The organism is Paenibacillus senegalensis JC66 (assembly GCF_000285515.1).
In the GTDB taxonomy this organism is placed as follows: domain Bacteria; phylum Bacillota; class Bacilli; order Paenibacillales; family NBRC-103111; genus Paenibacillus_L; species Paenibacillus_L senegalensis.
The window spans coordinates 515,418-539,063 of record NZ_HE610960.1 but is presented as its reverse complement, the minus strand read 5'-3'; the positions used below and the strand labels follow the sequence as shown (position 1 = coordinate 539,063).

General features: G+C 46.5%; 19 protein-coding genes. 18 read left to right on the top strand and 1 reads right to left on the bottom strand.

Features of this window, described 5'->3' with window-relative positions:
- Positions 1-359 precede the first annotated feature (359 nt).
- The 3 genes from PSHG_RS18160 to PSHG_RS18150 all read left to right on the top strand — a co-directional run bounded on the left by PSHG_RS18160 (position 360) and on the right by PSHG_RS18150 (position 2,576).
- Entirely contained in the window at positions 360-863 is a 504-nt protein-coding gene (locus PSHG_RS18160; RefSeq protein ID WP_010275808.1) for a MarR family transcriptional regulator, read from the top strand.
- A 76-nt stretch (positions 864-939) separates the two neighbouring features.
- Positions 940-1,563, top strand: coding sequence for an ATP phosphoribosyltransferase (gene hisG, locus PSHG_RS18155; protein ID WP_010275804.1), 624 nt, complete (start codon positions 940-942; stop codon positions 1,561-1,563).
- A 209-nt stretch (positions 1,564-1,772) separates the two neighbouring features.
- A complete protein-coding gene (locus PSHG_RS18150; protein WP_010275801.1) occupies positions 1,773-2,576 on the top strand; it encodes a PhzF family phenazine biosynthesis protein in 804 nt (267 codons plus the stop codon).
- Positions 2,577-3,802: 1,226 nt separating this feature from the next.
- Here PSHG_RS18150 and PSHG_RS32000 read toward each other — a convergent pair.
- Positions 3,803-3,979 (bottom strand): hypothetical protein, encoded by a 177-nt coding sequence (locus PSHG_RS32000; RefSeq protein ID WP_081505179.1) that lies wholly within the window; start codon positions 3,977-3,979, stop codon positions 3,803-3,805.
- A 401-nt stretch (positions 3,980-4,380) separates the two neighbouring features.
- On the opposite strand from PSHG_RS32000, the gene PSHG_RS18145 reads away from it, so the two are divergent.
- From PSHG_RS18145 to PSHG_RS28140, 15 genes are all read left to right on the top strand, one after another.
- A complete protein-coding gene (locus PSHG_RS18145) occupies positions 4,381-4,740 on the top strand; it encodes a BlaI/MecI/CopY family transcriptional regulator (protein WP_010275798.1) in 360 nt (119 codons plus the stop codon).
- Positions 4,741-4,749: 9 nt separating this feature from the next.
- On the top strand, positions 4,750-6,318 hold the full coding sequence (locus tag PSHG_RS29515; protein ID WP_010275795.1) for a M56 family metallopeptidase: 1,569 nt from the start codon (positions 4,750-4,752) through the stop codon (positions 6,316-6,318).
- A gap of 457 nt (positions 6,319-6,775) precedes the next feature.
- Positions 6,776-7,216: a DUF5946 family protein gene (locus tag PSHG_RS28150; RefSeq protein ID WP_010275793.1), complete on the top strand. Its 441-nt coding sequence runs from the start codon at positions 6,776-6,778 to the stop codon at positions 7,214-7,216.
- Positions 7,217-7,745: 529 nt separating this feature from the next.
- Entirely contained in the window at positions 7,746-9,023 is a 1,278-nt protein-coding gene (locus tag PSHG_RS18125; protein WP_010275789.1) for a cytochrome P450, read from the top strand.
- A gap of 1,553 nt (positions 9,024-10,576) precedes the next feature.
- Positions 10,577-12,358 carry a cache domain-containing sensor histidine kinase gene (locus PSHG_RS18115; protein ID WP_010275780.1) on the top strand — a complete coding sequence of 594 codons (1,782 nt, stop codon included), beginning with the start codon at positions 10,577-10,579 and terminating at the stop codon, positions 12,356-12,358.
- On the top strand, positions 12,336-13,070 hold the full coding sequence (locus tag PSHG_RS18110; RefSeq protein ID WP_010275776.1) for a response regulator transcription factor: 735 nt from the start codon (positions 12,336-12,338) through the stop codon (positions 13,068-13,070). The genes PSHG_RS18115 and PSHG_RS18110 overlap by 23 nt, the downstream gene beginning before the upstream one ends.
- A 1,279-nt stretch (positions 13,071-14,349) precedes the next feature.
- Positions 14,350-15,642, top strand: a complete 1,293-nt coding sequence (locus PSHG_RS18105; RefSeq protein WP_010275772.1) for an ABC transporter substrate-binding protein — start codon at positions 14,350-14,352, stop codon at positions 15,640-15,642.
- A 140-nt stretch (positions 15,643-15,782) separates the two neighbouring features.
- A complete protein-coding gene (locus PSHG_RS18100; protein ID WP_010275768.1) occupies positions 15,783-16,472 on the top strand; it encodes a beta/alpha barrel domain-containing protein in 690 nt (229 codons plus the stop codon).
- A gap of 105 nt (positions 16,473-16,577) precedes the next feature.
- Positions 16,578-17,450: a carbohydrate ABC transporter permease gene (locus PSHG_RS18095; protein WP_010275765.1), complete on the top strand. Its 873-nt coding sequence runs from the start codon at positions 16,578-16,580 to the stop codon at positions 17,448-17,450.
- Complete coding sequence (locus PSHG_RS18090; RefSeq protein WP_010275761.1) at positions 17,440-18,258, top strand: carbohydrate ABC transporter permease; 819 nt, start codon at positions 17,440-17,442, stop codon at positions 18,256-18,258. Before PSHG_RS18095 ends, PSHG_RS18090 begins: the two co-directional genes overlap by 11 nt.
- 86 nt (positions 18,259-18,344) lie before the next feature.
- Complete coding sequence (locus PSHG_RS18085) at positions 18,345-19,691, top strand: FAD-dependent oxidoreductase (protein ID WP_010275757.1); 1,347 nt, start codon at positions 18,345-18,347, stop codon at positions 19,689-19,691.
- A 356-nt stretch (positions 19,692-20,047) separates the two neighbouring features.
- Positions 20,048-20,626 (top strand): GNAT family N-acetyltransferase, encoded by a 579-nt coding sequence (locus PSHG_RS18080; RefSeq protein WP_010275754.1) that lies wholly within the window; start codon positions 20,048-20,050, stop codon positions 20,624-20,626.
- Between the two features lie 126 nt (positions 20,627-20,752).
- Positions 20,753-21,055, top strand: a complete 303-nt coding sequence (locus PSHG_RS30685; RefSeq protein WP_148497767.1) for a hypothetical protein — start codon at positions 20,753-20,755, stop codon at positions 21,053-21,055.
- A 901-nt stretch (positions 21,056-21,956) separates the two neighbouring features.
- Positions 21,957-22,475 (top strand): phosphatase PAP2 family protein, encoded by a 519-nt coding sequence (locus PSHG_RS18060; RefSeq protein WP_010275745.1) that lies wholly within the window; start codon positions 21,957-21,959, stop codon positions 22,473-22,475.
- Between the two features lie 81 nt (positions 22,476-22,556).
- Positions 22,557-23,618, top strand: coding sequence for an MGDG synthase family glycosyltransferase (locus tag PSHG_RS28140; RefSeq protein WP_010275744.1), 1,062 nt, complete (start codon positions 22,557-22,559; stop codon positions 23,616-23,618).
- The last annotated feature ends 28 nt before the right edge of the window (positions 23,619-23,646 follow it).

Sequence of the window (23,646 nt, the reverse complement as noted above, 5' to 3'; positions counted from 1 at the left end):
ATACAAATGTTTATTATGTTTATAAGTAAACGAAAATAGTGAGTCCGCTAGCCGGATTTATATATCATACAAAAGAGCATATGAATAAAAGGCCGGATCCCCAAAAGATAATCCAAAAATGTAAGGTGAGAAGCCGGATGGGTGCGGATAATGGTGTGAATATTGTTTATTAGTTAACTATATAACTTTTGGTAGGACTCTGTCAATTTTTTTGGAGATTGGCCGCCGTGCCATCGATCCGAATGGATGTTCAAAATTTGAATGTTTAGAACGAGTGTGATATGTTTGTTTACACACTAACAATTTTCGGGAATAGTTTTGATGTACTATAATTTTGTAAAAAAGGGGATGCCGTGCTAATGCACCCAGCCGAGGGACTTAAGCAGTTGCTGTACGACCGCTTTCTCCACTTTTCACATTTAACTGAACAAGTATTCGCGACCGAGATTGGTGAGTTCGAGGAACTGGCCAGACTATATGGGCTTGCCTCAATCCCCAGCAATATGACAAGTGTTCACGTCATCGATTGCATCGGCAACAACGAGCCAATTAACAACACGTCTATAGCGGATAAAATGAAATTATCCAAGGCGAGCATTACGAAGATCAGCACCAACCTGCTCAAGGAAGGATACATTAAGCGAACCCAGATGAAGGACAACAAGAAAGAAGTATATTTCACCCTTACTCCCAAAGGAAAGCAGATCTTCGAAATCCACGCTAAGCTGCATGAAATCATTGAACGCAGATTTAAGGATGTAATGGACTCCTTTTCGGAAGGGGAGCTACAGGCCGTGCTGAAATTTTTCCAAACAATGATTGCTGAAAAAGAGAACATCTTTAAAGTTGATGGAAAGGCTTGAGAGTGCCGCTGTCCGGTTTACACCAATGCTTTAATACGATAATATGTTAGATAAACAAAGTGTTGGAGTGGATGCAATGGAGAAGCTCAGGGTAGCCGTGCCCAAAGGGAACAGCTCTATATCAGCACTTTTTCTAAATAAAGGTTACGCCTTACCTGACGACTTTAGTGTTTCCAGGAAATATATTGTACCGATTATTAATACAAACTTAGAGTTTATTTTGGCAAAGCCGACTGATATACCTGCCTATGTTGAATATGGAGCTGCCGACCTAGGGATAGTGGGGAAAGAGGCTTTACTGGAAGAGGATCGAGACGTTTACGAATTGCTCGACTTAGGAATATCTATAGGATCTCTATCCTTGATAGGTAAGTCAGAATCCTTAAATTCCAACCCCAAAGTAGCAACTGCTTATCCAAAGACTGCTTTAAACTATTTTAACCAGAAAGGAAAAGAGGTAGAAATTATAAAACTACACGGAGGGAGCGAACTTGCACTTGTAACAGGTTTAGCTGATTATATCGTCGAGGTAAATGATGAAAAATTAATGGCTTGCGGATTAGTTGAACTGGAGAAAATTTGTAATGCCTCTTACCGATTAATTGCGAATAGGGTAAGTTATCAGGTTAAACGAGAGAGTCTGGGCATCATATACAGGGAATTAAGTCAATCGGTTGCCGCTAAGCAAAAATCACTTTAAGGCAATAAACCTTTATTTTATACTATACTTATATTCTTCTACAGGAATTAATAAAAACATCAGGGATCTGTAAGGAGTGGACAAATCCATGGTGTTTTTAATTTTTCTAAACAATTTCTTACATCATCTCTGACGTCTCTCAAAAATACATGAACGTTATAAGCCATGGCTCAATTTCAATCGAAGAAGCGGAAAGGAGAACAGCAAACATGCACATTTATATTGTCGATGCATTTACGGACAAGCTTTATAAAGGAAACCCTGCGGCTGTATGTATTCTAGAATCAGAAAGGTCTGATGATTGGATGCAAAGCGTTGCCAATGAAATGAATTTATCGGAGACGGCCTTTTTGCTTAGACAAGGTGAAGAGTTTTCATTAAGATGGTTTACCCCTGAAGCTGAAGTGGACTTGTGCGGGCATGCAACGCTAGCAAGCGCGCATATCCTGTGGGATGAACAATATTTCGAAAATAATGAAATCAAATTTAATACGAAGAGCGGATTGTTAACGGCAACAAAGCAGGGAGATTGGATTCAAATGAATTTCCCCCTGGAAATTGAACAGGAAAGTGTGCCTCCATCTAAGTTAACAGAAGGTCTGGGAATTAGTTTCAAATATATTGGAAAAAACAGACTTGATTATATAGTAGAGGTTGAAGATGAAGAAGCAGTCCGGAGCCTGCAGCCCAATTTTGGTTTATGGAAATCTGTTGAATGCAGAGGAATAATAGTGACAAGTCGATCGCGCCGGGCGGATGTTGATTTTGTTTCGAGGTGCTTTTACCCGGCGATTGGAGTAGATGAAGATCCGGTCACCGGCTCCGCCCATTGTTGTTTAGGCCCGTATTGGCAAAATAAACTAAAGAAGAATGAATTGGTTGCTGTCCAGTTATCAAGAAGAGAAGGGCTGCTTAAGCTGAAGATTCTCGAAGATGATCGGAGGATATTAATTCTCGGTCAAGCTGTGACTACATTAAAAGGTAAACTGTTGGAAGAGAAGAGAGGCTGCTGATAGAGCGGCGTATAGTGCATCGCATAGTATGACGTGTGGTATGACGTGTGGTATGACGTGTGTAGTGCTGCGTATAGTGCGGCGTGTGGTGTGAAGCGTGTAGTGCGGCGTATAGTGCGGAGTGTAGTGTGGCGTATAGTTAGTTATATAGTGAGTCGTACAGTAAGTCGTATAGTGAGTTATTTAGTACGTCGTAAGTGTGTCGTATAGTATCGTATAGTATGTCGTGTAGCACAACATATAGCGATCCGCGGGGGAATTAGTATATCGCGGTATATCGCACAGCTGATCGTATAGCGAAGTGTCACATTGCATGGCGATTCGTATATCACGGCACATATCGTATAACAACGTTTATTATATCGTATAGCACGAGGCATAACCTAAGTCTTTCGAGGATGCGGCTGACTTCAACTCAGGGTATGGGTCGGTGGTGATTCTATGTTATTTTCTGTGAAAACGACCGTATGATGCCGTATGATGAGTAATTTTGGGGAATCGTACATCAATCACACAACTTGTACGAAATTCGTCGGAAACACTGGTTTTTGCTCCTGAACCCCCTGCATTTGTATGATTTGTCATACAAATTTTAGGTAATTGTGCTTAATCACATGCATTTGTACGATTTGTCATACAAATCTTGGGTAATTGCCCTTCAATCCCCTGAATTTGTACGACGTTTCATACAAACCTCCGGTAATCGCCCTTCAACCGCAGAAATTTGTACGACATTTCGTACAAAACGCAGGCAACAAGCCCGCGCAGCCCTCGAACCCCCGCGAGTCCAGCCAACCTTGGCTCTTTTCATGCTGGAGTTGTGCCTGAGAATTCAATGGCGTGACGGTTTGCCTACATTTCGCCTTTGCGCGCGTTGCAGCTGCCATTCCTATGCGATTTTCCGCATACATTTCAACTAATAGGCCCGCTTGAGTCCGGTCAAGCCATAGTTTAGGGTGGTTCGGATTCTAACGCTCGCCGTGGTCCTTATTTGGCCAAAATCAGGGGAATAAAAATTGTAACGCTCGCCACCGTCCTTGGTTTGCTTCAGACCGCGGTTTTTTGGGCTCTTTGTCTCAAATAAGAGCGAGGATGACGAGGATGAGCGTTGGAATTAAAACGCGGGTATTTTCCGCCGAATAAGAGCGAGGGGGAGCGTTAGCGCAGCCCCGCTCGCGCGCCCATCGCGGGAGCAGCCTGCGCAGCTCCGCTCGCCACACAGAACACTAGTGAAATGAAAGTTTACGATCTCTGTAATCTGCCAGTGTAGCCAGCCACTCGGTTTGGATAACATCTACATTTTTCTCTATTAGTTTGTCCCAACCTTCATCCGGATGATTAATGATCGAGATGTTGTCATCCAACTCGGCGTACAAAATTGAATTGATCGTCCCAAGTGTGATGCCTAGGGACTTGTTGGTCTGATGATAATTTCAACCGTTACGCTGTATTTGGTTTACGGACGAAAGTCTAAATAGAGTTTGCATGAAGGCTGATGCAAGAAAGCTTGAGCCTTGAATTTGGCTAATCTTTTAATGTATGTGATGAGCGGGGCTAGCTGAACGGTCTGCAGTGGTGTGAAATATACGGAATAAGCGAAGCGCAGTGGTGTGGAATTACGGATTAAGCGAAGCAAGAACGGATTGCCCCTTTCCTGAGAAAACTCCAAGTCTGTTGCCTTAAGAGCAGCAGGCTTTTTTAAAAAATAAATCTAAATACTACTCCAGTAGTATTTACAAATAGAGACGACTGTAGTAGTATGAACTTGTCGACAGACTACTGCAGTAGTTAGGAGGATCTTCTGATGGAAATTAAACTGTTTGATTCCGAATTGAAAGTCATGGACGTTCTTTGGGAAAAGGGCGATACTACGGCCAAGGAAGTGGCGAGTGTTCTCAAAGAGCAGGTAGGCTGGAACAAAAATACGACTTATACGCTTATTAAAAGATGTATGGCAAAAGGCGCCATTGAGCGCAGAGAGCCCAATTTTTTGTGCCGCGCCTTAATCTCCAAGGAGCAGGTGCAGGAGCAGGAAACTAACGAGCTGATCAACAAAGTGTTTGACGGTTCGGCAGATTTGCTTTTTGCTTCCCTTCTGAACCGGAAAAATCTTTCCGCAGAAGAAGTTGAGAGACTAAAGAAGATGATCAATGAACTACAGTGAGGTGCAGCTATGGATTTTTTACAAATGGGCCTTTCCGCATCTATCCTGATCGTAGTCGTTGTGATCATCCGCGCTCTTGCTCTGCACAAACTGCCTAAGAAAACCTTTCTTGTCTTGTGGGGAGTGGTCACTTGCCGCTTGCTCCTACCGCTGTCCATCCCGTTTTCTTTCAGCTTTTATACAGGAATGGAAAAAGTAAAGCACATGATTATGGAAAGAGCAGGCGTGGGGTTGCCTGTGGAGATAGCGGAGTTTTCTGCTATGGAGAGGATTAAAGCAGTAGGAGAGGCTGTTGGAGAGGTTGTTGGAAAGGCTGCTGGAGCGCCTGTTGGAGGGCCTGCTGGTGCTGCTGCATCGATCGCGCCCTTTTCCTGGATCGGGATAATCTGGCTGACTGGAGTATGGGCCAGCGCTTTGTTTTTCATCACCGTTTACATCAAATTTCGTAGGGAGTTCCAGACTTCCCTGCCTGTTAAGAATGATTTTATAGCTCAATGGCTGCAGCAACATCCATTGCGGCGGACTGTGCAAGTACGGCAAAGCGACCGTATCCAAACCCCGCTTACATATGGGATATTGCGGCCTGTTATCCTGCTCCCCAAGAACATTGACTTGACGGATGAGGCTGCGCTAAGGGTAATCCTTACTCATGAGCTAGTCCATATTCGGCGCTTTGACGTGCTCGCCAAATGGGTGCTGACGATAGCTGTATGTGTGCACTGGTATAATCCTTTCGTATGGGTTATGTATATACTCGCCAACCGTGATATTGAATTATCCTGTGATGAAAAAGTAGTGAGGACATTTGGTGAAACGATGAAATCCGCTTACGCTATGATGCTGGTCAATATGAAGGAAGCCAAGAGCGGCTTGCCCCTTCTTGTCAACCATTTTAGCAAAAATTGCATTGAAGAAAGGATTGTCGCCATAATGAAAATGAAGAAGGCTTCCCTTGCAGGAATATTCCTTGCAATGGCTTTGGTTGTTGGGACCGTATCCGTATTCGCTACTAATGCTGCTTCAACGACGGCCTCGGCCGGAAAGGAACAGAAGAATACAACTGACCAAGTTCCGGAGATGATCGCTGCACAAAACTCATCCGGTCAGAATAACTCTCTTGATATAACTGATAGTGGGGACAGCATGATGGGACCGGAAGATGGGCCTGCCCCAAAAGAAGGATCTATTCATTCAACTGGTGCAACGATCATTCCTACATTTACTGACAACAGCACGCATATGGACGTGGAACTTATCCAAGGAGGGGCTTTTGTTATTGGACGGGAAACATGGGAAGAGGGAGATGAAGTTGTTTTCCGGGTTCATGCAGAGGAAGAAATGGTGCTGTATGTAGGGGTGGTTCCAGTAGAAGGGATGGAAAAAGGATTGGGCTATAACGGTTACGGTTTATTTGCTCCAAAGGAAATCCAAGTTGGCCCCGAAGTGCAGCAGGTATCCTTCACTATTCCGGAAACCGGCGAATATGGGTTTGGCGTTCAGAATTACGATAGGGAAAATGGCACGCTTTCCTTTGAACTTGAAATTAACAAAGTGTTTATAAATCCGTTTAGAGGATAGTGATCATCCCAAGCTGATGTTCATAAAGTGGGTCTATTTATCATGATAGCCATTCATATATGTGGCGGGCTGTTTTCCTTTTGGTAGAGCTAGATAATTCATGGATATCCTTAGAAGATGTCCAGCTGCCCTTCATAATAGGATTTATTGCGACCGCTGATCAAACCGTAACATCCGCTAATTGTCATTTGTTAAGAGAAAACGGGGTGTGGCCGCAGATTGGGAAACGGCGGCAATCGCAAAGATTGTACAATAAATGCAGTACGGTGCTGTGTGTTTAAGAGGGGTGAAGCAGATTGCCGCCAGTTTTATGGATTTCAGTTGCTTCCGGATGCATGCACTGGTAACGTTAAGGTATACTGCAACTTGCAGATATAAGTATTCACCGAAATTAAGCGCGCTCTTCTTGAAATATCATGGCATTTATAAATCAAGCAAACGTATGGGGAGGATGCTGATGTCGGAGGCTTGCCCTTTATGCGGCGCTGTATCAACTGAAGGTAAAACATGCGAAGAGATTTACCATGAATTTTTGGCACTGGAATTTACGGATCCGGACTACGGGCGTGTTCATTTCCTCACTGTGGCCTGCTACATGATTCAACACGAAGGCTATAGCGATGAATCTTATGTGTGGGTAGAGTCCGCGCTGCGCAAATATTTGCAGGAAGGATGGCCCATATCAATGATTCGCGAGGATGCTGCTCGAGGTCCTGGACGGGACAAGGGAGTTCGCAGGCCAGCAGATGCGCCGCATCTTCCCAAGATAGCCTGGTCGATGACAATTGCTGACGTAGCTGCGCAAATGCATGACGCCGAGAGCTATTGCAGACTCATTGAGCAGTGGGGGCATGCTGCGCTGAAGGAAATGGGCCCGCTTGTAGTAAACAATCCATAAAATGGTTGGCCATAACACGAATAAAAAGCCTAGGTTTAGATTGCTCTAGCCTAGGATCAGTTTGCTTGGAAGAATGTGAATGACGAGAGACGAAGTTCTCTCTTTTTTGGTGCTAAGTTTTGTAGTGGAATGGCATTAGTCTATCGCGTTTACACTTTCCCGTTAAATATACAAAAACATTGGCAGAATTGTAATTTATACGGTGCTTGTAATGCCGTTTTTTTACCTATCGCACAGTATTAGAGATACATATAATCGAAAAAGCAAGAAGTCAAGACTAACTAATTTTCAAAAGTGTTGATTTTTCCAATCTCGCTCTAATCACCGTAATGCTACGTTGCACGGAAAACGATCAGCTGCGGTACAGCTATAATAAGCGTTACATGAACAGGATGCTGCATAAGCGCTACACGAAAGCCTGCTACATGAACAGGATGCTGCTTGATCAATACATGAACAGCTTCTGCATAATCATGGGAAAAATGACAGAAAATAAATTAATCACTCATGAAAATGGAGACCTGAACCAATGTCAAATTCAAAAACAATCCCTCGAACGATCCCCCGTGAGGAAGGGCTGGATCATACCCTGAGCCTTATGCGAGAAGGATATATGTACATTCCCAATCGGCGCCGCAGTTTGAATACGGATCTGTTTGAAACCCGTTTGCTTGGAAAGAAAGCTATCTGTATGGGAGGAAAAGAGGCAGCGGAACTTTTTTATGACACGGAGAAATTTAAAAGGGAAAACGCAGCCCCCAACCGGATGGTGCAAACGCTGCTAGGCAAAAATGGTGTTCAGGGCTTAGACGGTGAAGAGCATAGACATCGCAAGGAGATGTTTATGTCCATCATGTCCCGGGAAATGCTTGACGAATTAATTGCTATCACCCGAGATCAATGGAAGGCGGCGCTTGTTAAGTGGGAGCAGGTGGACAAGATTGTACTGTATGAAGAGGTGCAGGAAATTTTGTGCAGGACAGCCTGTCAATGGGCTGGTGTACCCGTACCGGAAAAAGAGGTGAAAACGCTAACCAAGCATTTGAGCGCGATGTTTGAGTCGCCTGCTGCAGTTGGTCCGGCACATTGGTCGGGGAGATATGCGCGAAATCAAGTAGAAATGTGGGTTGGAAAAGTCATTCAAGAGGTCCGGGAGGGGAAAGTCAATCCTCCGGAGAATACGGCGCTGCACAAATTCGCTTGGCATCAGGATCTGGCAGGAAATCTTTTAGATAGCGAAACGGCAGCTGTTGAAGTCATCAACATTTTGCGACCGATTGTCGCGATCTCGATCTATATTGCTTTTACTGCACTTGCGCTGCATCATTATGAGGAAGAAAGAAAAAAACTTGAATCCGGCGAAGATAAGGAAAAGGATGCGGAGATGTTCGTTCACGAAGTCCGCCGCTTCTATCCCTTTTTTCCATTTGCCGCAGCACTTGTAAAACAGGATTTTACATGGAATGGCTATACCTTTGAAGAGGGCACCCTAACCTTGCTAGATCTTTATGGAACCAATCATGATCCTAGTCATTGGGATAATCCCGAATTATTTAATCCGGAGCGGTTTGCCGGATGGAAAGGCAGTCCTTTCGGGCTCATTCCGCAAGGCGGTGGTGATTATTTTGGCGGACATCGCTGTGCCGGAGAATGGGTCACCATTGAAGTTATGAAAGCGAGTCTCGATTTCCTGGTGAACCGAATGAATTATGAGGTTCCCGATCAGGATTTAAGCTATAGCTTGGTCAGCATTCCTAGTATCCCTCACAGTAAAGTAGTCTTTGAAAAGGTTAGGCGAAAGCCATAATTTATCGGCGTGGCAAAAGGATTGGCTGCGTTACAAGCAGGTACCGCTGCAATTTCTTGGCCTGCAAGCGCAGAGACATTCGGCCGCCTGCGAGGTGTCACGCGAAAGAAGTCCTGGGAGATCCCGGGAGGTGTCATGCGAAAATGTCCCGGAAGTGATCTTCGAGGTGTCATTCGAAAGAAGTCCCGGGAGAAGTCCCGCGAGATGTCACGCGCTAACACTCGCCCTCGCTCTTATTTGCCCGAAAAAGCAGGGCTTTTATTTCTAACGCTCATCCTCGCTCTTATTTGTGACAAAAAGCCCAGAAAACCGCGATTTGAGCAAAATAAGGACCATGGCACCATGGCAAGCGTTAGAATTTTTAAACCCCTGATTTTGCTTAAATAAGGACCATGGCGAGAATTTGAAGCAGACTGCAAACGACCTCCCTGTCCGCTGCCAATCTGTTATGGCGGCTAATCGATAGCCTAACTGCGCGCGTTACAATCCGAAATCTGTCTACATCGGTTGCAAAGTCGCGAACTAGCCTGCGTCAGTTGCAGCCGAGCCGTTAGCTTGCAAAGGTTGCAGCCGAGTCGCGAACTAGCTTGCTTCGGTTGAAGCTGAGCTGCGTTCCCCTGCGAAATCCTCATGAATCGCTCTGCGACAGTCCTCGTCACTTGCACCTGTGACCTTACGAATCGCTCAGCGCACCCTGCAATCTCCGATAAGAATACAATGACAAATCACCATGCAAAACGGAGACGAAAGCCCCTCATTGCTGCCGAAAAAGCCGCAGACTCCGAAATACCACTCAACCGTTCCTCGCAGTTTTACGCAGAACGAAGACCCAGCGTTCAGTAGTCGGCGTCAATGGACGGTTGACTACCACAAGTTATTCCACTTAACAGAGAACTTTATATCAGTTCAAATGGCTGCTTTCGGTAATAGTCAATTGCAGTTTCGTAATTACAATATTTGGCCCGCAGGGCAATCAGTTCTTAATCACCGTATTGATAGTCGGTATTGAACAGTTGGTAATTACCGTATTGATAGCCGGGGAGGCAATCAGTTAATCAGTTCCTAATTGCAGTATTGCAGCTTTCAATTTAAGTTGTGATGGATTAATTAGCTACAATAGTTTCTTATAACAGTATTGTGGATAATGGATAAATTATTGATTGTTCTAATCACTTTACACTATCATATAGAAAGTCTTGACGAGTCGTGGAAGTCGTGAAATGCCGCGAAGAGTCGTGAGAGTCGTAAGAGCCGTGAGAGCCGTGAGAGCCTCGAGAGCTCTGAGAGATGTGCGAGGCGTGGGGCCTTAGAAGTTTCACAAGCCCAAAAGTTCTACTAGCTAAACTAGGTTTTACCATTTCCTGCTAGCTCAACTAGCTCTACCAGGTCCTGCTAGCTCAACTAACTTTACTATCCTACTACTATCAGTAGATGGCTAGCTGAGTAGGTAGGCAGGTGGGTGGGGGAGGGGGTACTCCATTAGGGAGGTCAATATTTTTGATTATGCCTCGCTAGGTTTTCTCATTTTACCAAGCCAAAAGGAGTTCCTCACTATGAAAATCAGAAACCGGATTCTGCTAGGTGTTATTCTGTTGACGCTTATTCCTCTTTTGGGATTGGGAGCGTTTGTGTATTGGCATTTCTCAACATCAATCGAGCAAAGAGCTGTCAGCTCGGCTGAGAAGCTGGGGGCCCAATTCAACCAGAATCTCGATCTGTTGGTAGAGGATGCGGCGCGTATGACGTTATCACCACTGTACGATGGTACGATTGTCAATATTTTGAAAAAGTATAATCCGTCCGCAAACTTCAAATTGCGAAGCCACGAAGATGTAGAGAAGCTTTCTTTATTTCTTTCGGGGTTCCAATATGAAAGGGAGCACATGTACGGTGTTCATATCGTGGCCAATAACGGTGCTGTGTTCAGCCATATGGATACATACCGGGTAAAGCCGGTGATCGATCTGAGTACGGAGCCGTGGGTGAAAGATTTGGAGCACTCGCAGGGAAAATGGGTGTTCATTCCGCTTCATCATCCGTCTTACTATCAGCAGCCTTTGTCCAAGCCTCTTGTCAGCGTTGCCCGTTTGCTTCGTGATCCAGCAGATCATTCGCCCGTCGGCTATATTAAGGTAGATTTCAAACCGGATTTACTGCACAGCATGACGACCAATCTTGCCGCTGGAGACTGGTTGATTGTCGATGAACGGGAGCGGGTTCTTTTTCAAAGCGAAAATAGCCACTCCGCCTCTTCTACCTATTCTTTTGATTACGGTGCTACCCGGATAACTCTTGAGGGTGATGACTACTTGGTTGTAAGCAATCAATCCCGATATACGAAAGTCAAGGTGTTGACTTTTCTTCCGGAGGGGGAGATTTTTCAGGAGCTGCGGTGGTTTAACTTCTGGTTTACGATGATTGTACTCATTAGCCTGACCCTTTCGATCGCCCTGTCCATTGTTGCGTCCAAGAAATTTCTAACTCCGCTGGAACGGCTGAAGAACAAAATGAAAGCGATTCAAAACGGCGATCTCAAGCAGCGGATCGAGGTTCCCGTCCACGATGAAATAGGCGAGCTTGGCGAAGTGTTTAACGAAATGATGGATGAGTTGGATTTTTTGATGAAAGAGGTTTATGAGATGGGGATGCGCAAAACTAAAGCCGAGCTTAAGGCGCTGCAAAGCCAGATGGCCCCGCATTTCATGTATAACACGCTAGAGGCGATCAGCATGGTTGCCATGTCCAAGCGCGAATTTGAAATATCGGATATGATTTCAGCGCTCGGCAATATGATGCGTTATGTGCTCAAGCAGGATCAGGATATGGTGACCCTGCGTAACGAAATCGGATTTGTCCGGGAATATGTGACCATCATCGAGTTCCGCAAGGGGGAGCAGATTTCGGTTCACTGGGATATCGATGAGGAGCTTTTGGATACGCCTATTCCGAAGTTTACGCTTCAGCCCATTGTGGAGAATGCGATCAACCACGGGGTTGGCGATATGGAAAACGGCAGCATATGGATTCGCACAGTAAAGAAGGCAGACAAGGTTGTTATTATCATCGAGGATAACGGAATTGGGATGGACCGTGCCGTATTGGAGAATATTGTTGCCTCTGTGAATCATCTGGCGGGACTGGCGGGCGGAGCGTCCGTGAAGGAGGAAGCGGTTCATAACGGCATCGCCATGAACAATATTCAGCGAAGACTGCACATGTTTTTTGGTTTATCTTATGGGCTGCAGATTTATTCCGAGTCGGGAATTGGCACAGCTGTTCATATCATCATTCCGCTAAAAGGGGAGAACGTTCGTGATCAAAGTCATGCTGGTTGAAGATGAAATCAAAATCCGCCAAGGGATCAAGGTGCTGCTGGAGGAAGTGATCCAGGGCTTTACGGTGATGTGGGAAGCGAATCATGGCGCAAGAGCGCTGGAGATTCTGAAGGTCGCTATTCCCGATGTGCTGATTACGGATGTGCGTATGCAGGTGATGGACGGAATTCGGCTCATCAAGCATTTGCGGGAGATATATCCCGAGCTGCCGGTTGTTATTATAAGCGGTTACGATGAATTCGAGTATGCGAAGCAGGCAATTAAGCTGGGGGTAAAAGATTATTTGCTGAAGCCGGTGAACCGCTCGGAGTTTGCCCTCGTGTTCAATCGGATCCGCGAGGAGTATTACTCTGCTGCCCAGCTGACTGGCGGCAATGCGCTTCCTGCCGAGTCCAAGCTTGTTGCCAAAATCCGCGATAGGGTCGAGCGCAATCTAGATCAGGAGATTTCATTGCAATGGGCCAGTCAGGCCCTTCAGCTGCACCCGAATTATTTCAGTCAATTGTTCAAAAAAGAAACGGGCGAAAACTTCTCTGATTACGTCCTGAAGATGCGAATAAATCGGGCTAAGCAACTTCTGAGTGAGACGCATCTCAAGGTATACGATATCTCGAGGATGATCGGCTATCAAAGTCCCAAGCATTTTGCCACGGTGTTTAAGCGGGAAACCGGCTTGTCGCCTAACGCCTATAGAGATCAGCATTTTGCCTGAATCTCAATTTTTTAATTCTCATTTGTTTAATTTCAGTTGCTAAAATTTCATTGCCAAAACTTCGGCTCAAAACTTAAACTAGTGGTTGACAACAAAGGAGGAAATCACAACGGGGAATGAGGGAACCTCCGATCGCTGTTAGCATATGCTCCCGAAGTACGCTTTCTTCCAGAAAGCGTTGACCCCAGATTTCTTAATCATAGCCGCCTCAGCGGTTGAAATCCGGTGACAAAGGCGAACGCTTCCACGCTCCCGAAGCTGCTTTCCTTCGGAAAGCTTGGACTCCCTCTTCCCCTCCGCTTCTGCTATCTTATACTGTCAAGCTCTAATTATTAGAGTGAGCCAAAACTTCATGCCAAAATATCATCACATGCGCTTGTACGATATTTTCTGTGAAAATAAAACGCCCCACATGATGAGCAATCTCGGGTAATCGTATTTAATCACATAACTTGCTACGAAATTTCGTCCGAAACACTGGCTGCAGCTCCTTAATAGCTTAAAGCCATGCATTTGTACGATTTGTCATACAAATCTCGGGTAATTGCCCCTCAATCCCTTGTATTTGTACGATTTGTCATACAAAATTTGGGTAATCGCCCTTCAATCCCCTGCATTTGTACGACGTTTCATACAAATCACCGTATTCGTACTTCAACCTCATGAATTTGTACGACATTTCGTACAAAATGCAGGAAACAAGCCCGTGAACCCCGCTAACCTTGGCTATTTGCATGCTGGAGTTGTGGGCGATAGACCATGTTTGTTTTCGTATACATGTAAGTGTGCGCAGCACTTTTTGCCCTTTAGCCATGTTCTTTATTCATTGTATTTGCTCCCTATCCTTTAGCCATGTTCTTTATTCATTGCATTGCTCTTTATCTTTTACCCTTTTCCTTTGTCCATTGTCCTTTCCTCTTTATCGGTTGTCCATCGACCTTTGCTCATTGCTTTAGCCCCTTAGCCTATACCGTTGGCCTCTAGATCCGTTTCGTTGGTCTCTATTATACCGTTGGCCTCTAGATCCGTTTCGTTGATCTCTATCCTATACCGTTGGCCCCTAGATCCGTTTCGTTGGTCTCTATCCTATACCGTTGGCCCCTAGATCCGTTTTCGTTGGTCTCTATCTTATACCGTTGTTTCCGGGCTTGCAGCTGAATTCGAATTAGCCAGCATGCCCGGTTACAAAATCTTAACAATGCGAACCTTATCTTAAATTCAGAGCATATTAAAGCGCTTGCACAGTTGATAAACTGGGTTCAATGAAAGGGGGAGCAAGATGAAAAAGCTATTGGCAGGTTTCATGGTTAGTTCGTTGCTTGTCGCGACTGCGTGTGGCGGCAATAACAGCGCAGCACCGGAAAGTCCAGGCGGCAGCGGAGGCCAGGAGCAGGTGGAGTTAAAGTTCACGGTGTGGGGCAACGAAAAACATATGGAAATGTACGAAGAGCTGCTGCAGGATTTCTATAATACCCACCCTAATATTAAGGTCAGGATCGAAACGATCCCGCATGCGGATTATCAGCAGAAGCTTTCCGTGCTTGCTGCTGGGAATGAACTGCCGGACGTTGGCTGGGTAGCGGAGCGGATGGTGCCGCAATTTGTTCAGAACAACATTTTGCGGGATGTATCGAGCTTCCGGGACGATCCTGATTTTGAATTTGATGATTTTATCCCGTCCACATTGGAATTATGGGAGCATGACGGCAAGCTGCTGGGCATTCCTTTTTCCACGCCGCCGATGATTATGTATTATAACAAGACACTTTTTGAAAATGCGGGCTTGCCTACGCCGACAGAGCTGGCGCTAAACGGTGAATGGACATGGGAGAAGTTTGAAGAAACGGCCAAAGCATTGTCAAGCGGTTCCGGCAATGACCGTGTGTATGGAGCTAATCTATGGATGGAATGGACGAACTTCGCAACCATACCGTCCCACACATTATCCTACGGCGGACAAATGTTTGCCGATGATATGACCAGCTTCGCCTGGAATTCGCCTCAAGGTGTGGCTACGTTCGAAATGATCGACCGGATGACGTTTGAGGACCGCTCCCATGTTCCGCCGGGAGAAACGATTCCGTTCGAAAGCGGAAAAGTCGGCATGTTTACGTTTATGTACAGCTATATTGCGAATATCAGAGGCATCGAGACGTTCGAATGGGACATTGCGCCTTTGCCGGAAGGTCCTGAAGGAAGAGCGCCGCTGTTAGGTCAAGCAGGTATTGTGGCATTCGAGCAGAGCGATCATCCCGAGGAAGCTATGGAGCTGTTGAAATTCCTTGGCAGCAAAAAGGGCATTCAGGCACAATCTGCATTCTTCGTTCCGCCTAGAAAATCCGTTCTGGAATCGGATGAGTTCGTCAATGTCCCGAACAACCCGCCCAGGGAATCGATCGAGCTGGCTTTGATCAACGAGATGCAAAATGGGTTTATTTATCCGCTGCACAGGGACTGGACAAGAATCGAAAGCGAGATAGTCAAAGGCTTCGATATGCTGTTCGCCCGGTCGGCCTCCCCGGAAGAAATTTTGCAGCAGCTGGAAGCGAATATCAATCCGATGCTGCAGTAACCAATTCAATGCAGCGGCAACCAATCCGATGCATCAGTAACCAATTGGATGCTGCAGCAACCAATCCGATTTGACAATTACGATTACAAAGCGACGATCCATCCACTGGATCGTCCTTATTTTAAGGAGCGAATGACAAGATGGGTATTTTAAAGCAAATGTTTCAGAAGAACAAGATGTCGCTAATCGTCAGCCTGCCAAACAACAAAATAGAGTTTGTGCGTGCCGCCCAGGAGGCGGGAGCAGACGGTATCAAGTTTCACATTCAGGTCGATCATCGGGCCAGCGGTAACAAATTTCGGTCCTTGAACGATTATAAGGAGGTTTTCAAGCAAGCCAGACAGGAATTCAAGGGTGCGATGGGGCTTGTTCTGGGTGACAAAATCAAGGATGTCGATGCTGTAGACCTGAATGAAGTGAAGGAACTTGGCTTCGATTACTATTCTCTATATGCCGGTCATATCTCCAGCTCTTTAATTAACCAGGAGTTGATAGAGAAAACATTCGCCATCGGCGACAGCTTCTCCATAGAGCATTTGGGTGATTGCAGCGCATTTGGCGTCGAGGCGCTTGAAGTGTCCACCGTACCCAAGGATGATTACGGCAAACCGCTGAATTTCTCCGATTTGCTTCTGTACCGTGCCTATGCAGACCGGACTTCCGTCCCGGTCATCATCCCTTCCCAGAAGAAGCTGGTCGCGGGTGATGTCCGCACGATCCACCAGGCGGGTGCCAAAGCAATCATGCTGGGAGCGGTAGTCACACAGGAAAATCCGGAGGCGCTGTACCAGGCGGTGTCCGATTTTCGCAGGGCTATCGATGCGCTGTAACGATGAGCGGGCGCAAGTTCAGGGGAGGTAAGGCAATCTATGGATTCTAACACTTCGAGCTCTACTTCTGCTGCCATAATTTCTCCCCCCAGGAAGAAATGGTCGATGCAGAGGAACGAACGAATTGCCGGGTGGCTGTTTATATCGCCAATGCTAATCGGCTTTACAATTTTTATGTTCGGACCGCTGCTGTTCGCCCTGGTCATGAGTCTGTATGACTGGCCGCTGCTGGGTGAGAGGGAGTTTACGGGGCTCGCTAATTATAAAGAGCTGTTCGAAGACAAAACATTCAAGGTTTCTTTTATAAATACGTTCGTGTTCAGTGCCGGCCTGGTTCCTATGAACATTCTGCTTGCTATGGGCCTGGCCTCGCTTCTGAAAAACAAGTTTCCGGGCATCGGATTTTTCCGTACGGCGATCTTTGTTCCGGCTGTAACCTCGCTCATCGTTTGGGCAATAGTTTGGAAGTATCTGCTTGCCCCCGAGCTCGGCTTTATTAATCAATTCCTGGCCTTGCTCGGCATCCAGGGCCCGGCCTGGCTGCTCAACCCAAGCACGGCGATGCCGGCGGTTATTGTGACCAGTGTTATCAAGAACGTTGGCCTTAACATGATTCTGTTCCTGACGGCGATGCAGCAGGTGCCCAAAGATCTGTATGAGGCTGCGGATCTGGATGGGGCCTCATCGTTCAGGCAATTCCGCAGCATTACGCTGCCGCTGATTACGCCGACCATCTTCCTGACGATGATAGTGACGACGATCGGAGCGATGAAAGTATTCGGACAAATCTACGTCATGACACGCGGCGGCCCGATGGACAGCACAAAGGTGCTGGTGTATTACATTTGGGAAACGGCCTTCAGGCATTACGAAATGGGCTATGCGTCTGCTTTGGCTTTTATCTTATTCTTTATCTTGCTCGTATTCACGCTAGTCTCGTGGGGAGTAAGAAAGCGGTGGGTATTCTATGAAAATTAATCTTGTATGGGGATTTAAATATACGGTACTCAGCATCATCACAATATTCATGCTGATTCCGCTCGTATGGATGGTAACCACTTCACTCAAGCATCCGGCCAATGTATTTTCCCAGTTTATTCCAAATCCAATAAGACTGGTCAACTATACGGAAGTGCTTAGCCAGACCGTCTTCCTGCAGCAGTATTGGAACAGCATTTATATCGGCGTTGTCGTGACAGCACTCACGCTCCTGTTTACCTCGATGGCCGGTTATGCGTTTGCCCGTTTGAATTTTCCCGGACGGAATATGGTGTTTTTACTTTTATTAAGTGTTATGATGATTCCGCAGGAAGTGACCATTATCCCGCTGTTTCTTTTTATGAGAGAGTTTGGTATGGTTAACACGCATTACCCGTTGATCCTGCTGCCGGTGTTCGGTGCCCCGGGGGCATTCGGGGTGTTTCTGATGAGGCAGTTTTTTATCACTGTTCCCAAAGAAATAGAAGAAGCTTCGATCATGGACGGCTGTTCCCGGTTCAAAATCTATTATCGCATTATGCTGCCGCTGGCTGTTCCGGCGCTGGCAACCTTGACGATCTTTACGTTTCTGACCAACTGGGATGAATTTTTGAATCCATTGATCTTTATTAATTCGAGAGAACTGATGACACTGCCGATCGGCCTGTCCCTGTTTACGGATGAGACCGGCACTGCATGGCATCATTTGATGAGTGCCACTACGCTTGTTACACTGCCCTTGCTCATACTTTTTTTCTTCGGTCAGAAGAAATTTATTGAAGGCATGACCGCAGGGAGCGTGAAATGAGTTGCCACTACTTAGGCGGCTCTGGCCATGTCTAGCAGGAACGGAGAGCTAAGCTGTAGACGACATAAGGAAGGTGGAACAAACAAATGGAAGAACGGCATTATGACATTATCGTCGCTGGCGGCGGGCCGGCGGGCATCAATGCGGCTATTGCTGCCGGGCGGCAGGGCAAGACGACTTTGCTCATTGAACGGTATGGCTTTGTAGGCGGTATGTCCACGGCTGCGCTCGTCTATCCGTGGATGACCTTCCATACGGAGAGCGGCAAGCAGGTGATTAAAGGTATTGCCCAGGAAATTGTCGAAAGGCTGATGGAAAGGGGCGGTTCGCCGGGGCATTTACGGGACACTATCGGTTTTGTTCACACCGTGACGCCCTATCACCCTGAGATCTATCAGGTACTGGCCATGGAAATGCTGTATGAAGCGAGGGCTGACGTGCTGCTTCACAGCTTTATTGATGAAGTGAATGTGAAAGATGGACGAATCGATCATGTGGTCGTCTCGGGCAAGTCCGGGCGGCTCAAGCTGAGCGGGGCAATGTTCATCGACTGCACAGGCGATGCGGATGTGGCTTATCTGTCCGGTGCCCCGGTACAGATCGGGCGGGAGAAGGACAATTTGACACAGCCGCTGACGATGAAGTTTCGGATGCGCGGCGTAGATTTGGAGAAGGTAAAGCAGCATATCATTGATCATCCGGAGAACTTCTACCAGAAGATGATGGTCGAGGAATTAGCAAACAACGAGGTGCCGCTCACCGGCGTCCAGGGCTTCTATCCGCAGTGGGAGGCAGGCGGTGTGCCGATCAACCGCGATCAGGTGCTGTTCTTCACCGGACCGGCGGATGATGAGGTGCTGATCAACTGCTCCCGCGTACAAGGACATAATGGCGCAGATGTATACGACTTGACGAAGGCGGAATTGGAGGGGCGAAAGCAGGTGCTGATGCTGCGTGATTTCTTCCGCAGCTCCATTCCAGGCTTCGAGAACGCTGAAGTGTCCAACGTCGGCACGCAAATTGGAATCCGGGAAACGCGGAGAATTAACGGCGAGTATATCTTGACTAAAGAAGATGTCACGGCCGGGAAGAGATTTGCCGATGTGATTGCCCGCAGCGGTTATCCGATCGACATTCATGATCCAACCAAGAAAAACGTCGAAGTCGCGTGGGTGGAAGGGGATGGCGCTTTCGATATTCCATATCGCTGCCTTGTAGCCAAGCAAGTGAGTAATCTGCTTGCTGCCGGCAGGTGCATCTCGACGACACATGAGGCGTTCGCGACGACGCGGCTGACGCCAAGCGCGATGGCGACAGGCCAAGCGGCGGGTACCGCAGCGGCTTTGGCTGTCAATGAGGGCTGTGCTCCAGCCGACATTGACGTGAAGCAGCTGCAGCAAATTCTTGCCAGCGAAGGTGTCGTTCTGGATTAAGGGGCGGTCATCAGTGATCGCCCGGTTATCGCCCTATTAGCAGTTTCAGGCCGCATTTCATGCGGCCTGTTTGGCGTGCTCCTGTTTTAAGCGTGCCGTAAGATTAGAAAGAATCGCAAGCAAAAATTCCCTTATCGAACATGCAAAGATTTCATCGATGTTGGAGCTGGGGAAGACACGTTCCACCAGGCTCACGGCTCGAACAAAACCAGATTCCCGCTGCGGGCTTCCGCCTTTTGCTTGCCACATGTATAATCATGGAAGGGAGCTCAGCCGACATACGACCCAGCCTAAAGATAAGAGCTATCTAAGGCTGGGTCGTGTTATATTAGTGTGAAGTTGATAGGGAGGATATTGTGAGAGAAATAGACTATACAGGATATTTTTGGCAGGATGAAAAAGTTAGATTACGGGCGATCCAGGAAGAGGACTGGGAGAATGTTTACCTAGGCGGTTTTGATACTCCTGCACGTGTACTGCTAGAATGTGCGGTAGAGTTACCGCCCACAATCACAGGGGCTAAAAAATTTGTGGAGGATAATGCTGATTTTTCTTCAACTAATAAACGGATAATGTTCACGATTGAAAACCTGGAGGGTGAAAGCATAGGAGGAATCAACCTAAATAGCATTGATGAGAGAAACGGGACATTCAGTATTGGTATAGTAATCGATAAGGAATACCGGGGCAAAGGTTATGGCACAAGTGCTATGAAAATTCTGCTAAAATATGCCTTCCTGGAACGAAGACTTAATAAATTCAATGACTATGTTCTTGAAGGAAATAAAGGCTCGGAGAAGATGATGAGGAAACTGGGTTGTGTTCAGGAAGGCGTACGTCGCCAGGTAGTATACATCAACGGCAAATATTTGGATTTTATCATGTTTGGGATGACGAAAGATGAATTTATTAAAAAATTAGAAGAGGAGAGCTGACTTGAGTGGCGAAATTATGATGGATTTGCAGAGGAGAGAATATGATGGACTGCATTAAAATCGCTGAACAGTTTGTTGAGGACAAGTTTCCTGACAGTATTTTTGCGCTTGTTGCAGGGAGTGCTATTGATACAAAAAGGCCCAAAACCATACAGCCAAGACGAATGGAAAAGGGAAAGATATGAGATAACCAATCTGATTGATGATCTGATAGGTGGGCAGAATTATGACGAGCAGCTATTTATTGTTAATAAATTAACGGAAAAGATTTGTAATTTTATTTTAATAAGCCGTAAACAATGGCAAGGAAGCGGTAAGTGGACTCCAAGACTGATAAAAAAATTAGATGGAAATTTGTATAAAATAGATGAAATAACCTATAAGGGTTACATACCTCGGTTACAATTTATATATGCTTGCCTAATATAGGACCCAGCTTAAGAGAAGCACGATCTTAGGTCGGGTCTTCTTGTTGTTCTGAGGGGCTGATGGACTCGATGCTAGTTGTAACGATGCGTGTAGGCCTTAATACAGTGGGTCCTGTAAAAGAACACGACCAAAGTCCAGCTTGATTCTCGCCGCCGGTCGGTTTTGGAAGATTCTTTACACGAACTACACTGTAATTATCAGATAGAAAATTTTTAAAGGTGATTGGGATTCACAGAGGTTTCATAGATCAACGGTCGGATAACAGCATATATGTGCTACTGACAGATACCGGAACCTGATTTACTACGCTGATCAAGCATTTTACTAATGCCCCCTATATTCACGCATCCGTGCGTTGGACGAAGGGCTAAATGAGCTGTTCAGCTTGGCCGCAAGCATGCAGCCAATCCGTTTATCGCCGGATTTGTTGAAGAATACGTTTGTGAAGGAACTTACCGCCTGTTTCCCAATACACGCTGCAAGCTTCTGCGTTTGAACATAACCGATCGGCAAAGAGAGGATGTGGAACAAATCATCCGTTTCCTGCAAAGAGAAAACTACCGCAATAACATGCCTGGCCTTTTTGGCGTCCTGCTGAAACGCGACCTTAAGCGGAAAAATGCTTATTTTTGTTCCCAGTTCGTTGCAGAGACGCTGGAGCGGAACGGTATAAAGCTTGGGACCAGGCTCCCGCTCTAGTAACGCCAGACGATTTTCTCCATCATCCTGATTTTGAAACGGTATATGAAGGCCTGCTGCATGACTATCCTCCGGTTAAAAAGGCCAGATTGTTGAAATCCACCGAGCTACGGGTTCCCGCTTACAGGATGATGAAAAAAGTGGTTTGAAGAACCGCGCTATTTAATTGAAGGTAAAGTCGATACCTTGGGGAGGAAGAAACATGCAAGGGTGGAAAAGACTTGATCACAATCTGTTTGTCTGGTGCAATCAAAGGATAAGTCATGCTGTCCTGGATCAGCTGCTGGGCATAATTACTCACATGGGAGGAGCTATCTTCACAATAGTCAGTGCTTTGCTTGTCGCTTGGCTGGCCCCTGAAGAATGGAGCACTATCGGTATACAAAGTTTGTTTGCTTTAACGGTCAGTCATATCATCGCTGTAATTATTAAACGGAAGGTGCAGCGAATCCGTCCGTTCCGAATTTTGCAGCAGGTAAGGGTTGGCAAATTCCCGCTTAAGGACTATTCGTTTCCCTCCGGTCATACCACCGCTATATTCGCCCTCGTGACTCCTTTTTTGTTTATAGTTTCTCCTGCAATTTCGCTTCTGCTGCTATTGCTTGCGGTCCTGGTTGGTTTGTCGCGTGTATATTGGGGCTATCATTATCCGACGGATTGCGTAGTCGGCGGAGCCATCGGTTTTATTACAGCACTGTTGGTCGTTTTTTTCACCACTTAAGAATTGATAAATTTTCCGCGGTTGCCGGATGATAATTTTTATCAAATTGTAGATAACTTGATCAATAGAGGAGAGAAACCATTGCGACCAGACACGAAAATATTAATTCTGACAGCAGGCTATGGTGAGGGCCATAATCAAGTTTCTTATGCTTTGCAGCAGAGTTTTACAAAAATTGGCTTGAACCAGGTGGCGATTATCGATTTATTTCAGGCAGCCTACCCCGTAATGAACGAGGTAACCAAATTATTGTACCGTTACAGTCTCGCATCTTCGAACATTGGCATCAATTATTATGGATGGTCTTACAATTTGACAAACCGGATGCCTGTCAACAGCATTATAGCCAAATGGATTAATTCGCTAGGAGGCGGAATGCTAATGAAAATCATCAAGAATGCCAATCCGGATGTCCTTATTTATACGTTTCCTTTCGGCAATGTGAGAGACCGGATTGAAAAACTGGGCATTAAGCTGACGACAGCCGCGATCATAACCGATTTTACCGTTCATCGCAGGTGGCTGTATGCTAGGCCCGATCATTATTTTGTCGCTACGGAGGATGTCAAGCAAACGCTCATCAGCCAAGATGTTGCGGATAGCCGTATTACCGTAACCGGTATCCCGATCAGAGAAAGCTTCCAGAGTCAGCAGGGGAGCGGTAAGAGGGAGAAAAGTATTCTCGTCATGGCCGCAGCCTGCGGGGGAGCTTCGTCCTTGAAGTCTTTAATCCGGGAGCTCCTGCTCATACCGGAGGTGCGGATTGATGTCGTTTGCGGCCGCGACAGCAGGCTGGAGCGGAAAATGTCTGACGAATGGGGAAACGAGGCGCGGGTTCGTATATACGGTTTTACCGACCGCATGGCGAGCTTGATGCGGGAGGCCGCCTGCATTGTGACCAAGGCCGGGGGAGTAACGCTTTCCGAAGCGATCTATGCGGGAGTTCCGATCTTTATCCTTAGACCGTTTCCCGGACAGGAAAAGGAAAACGCCCGCTATCTAGAGAGCAAAGGAATGGCTTTCGTAGCCGATACAGTTCAGGATCTTGCTGCCCGCATGCGGTTGTTATTTGCCTTAAGGCAAAGAGAGGCAGGCAATGACGCGTCAGCTGCACAGTCTCAAGCAGGAGGCCGCATCGGATAAAATAGTCGGCCATTTCTTTCCCACAGCG

Coding starts and splice junctions, on each gene's coding strand:
- hisG (WP_010275804.1), top strand. CDS start 940: ATGGAGAAGCTCAGGGTAGCCGTGCCCAAAGGGAACAGCTCTATATCA.
- PSHG_RS29515 (WP_010275795.1), top strand. CDS start 4,750: ATGGATTTTTTACAAATGGGCCTTTCCGCATCTATCCTGATCGTAGTC.
- PSHG_RS18100 (WP_010275768.1), top strand. CDS start 15,783: ATGGGTATTTTAAAGCAAATGTTTCAGAAGAACAAGATGTCGCTAATC.
- PSHG_RS18060 (WP_010275745.1), top strand. CDS start 21,957: ATGCAAGGGTGGAAAAGACTTGATCACAATCTGTTTGTCTGGTGCAAT.
- PSHG_RS28150 (WP_010275793.1), top strand. CDS start 6,776: ATGTCGGAGGCTTGCCCTTTATGCGGCGCTGTATCAACTGAAGGTAAA.
- PSHG_RS18090 (WP_010275761.1), top strand. CDS start 17,440: ATGAAAATTAATCTTGTATGGGGATTTAAATATACGGTACTCAGCATC.
- PSHG_RS18160 (WP_010275808.1), top strand. CDS start 360: ATGCACCCAGCCGAGGGACTTAAGCAGTTGCTGTACGACCGCTTTCTC.
- PSHG_RS18095 (WP_010275765.1), top strand. CDS start 16,578: ATGCAGAGGAACGAACGAATTGCCGGGTGGCTGTTTATATCGCCAATG.
- PSHG_RS18125 (WP_010275789.1), top strand. CDS start 7,746: ATGTCAAATTCAAAAACAATCCCTCGAACGATCCCCCGTGAGGAAGGG.
- PSHG_RS18085 (WP_010275757.1), top strand. CDS start 18,345: ATGGAAGAACGGCATTATGACATTATCGTCGCTGGCGGCGGGCCGGCG.
- PSHG_RS18115 (WP_010275780.1), top strand. CDS start 10,577: ATGAAAATCAGAAACCGGATTCTGCTAGGTGTTATTCTGTTGACGCTT.
- PSHG_RS18150 (WP_010275801.1), top strand. CDS start 1,773: ATGCACATTTATATTGTCGATGCATTTACGGACAAGCTTTATAAAGGA.
- PSHG_RS18105 (WP_010275772.1), top strand. CDS start 14,350: ATGAAAAAGCTATTGGCAGGTTTCATGGTTAGTTCGTTGCTTGTCGCG.
- PSHG_RS18145 (WP_010275798.1), top strand. CDS start 4,381: ATGGAAATTAAACTGTTTGATTCCGAATTGAAAGTCATGGACGTTCTT.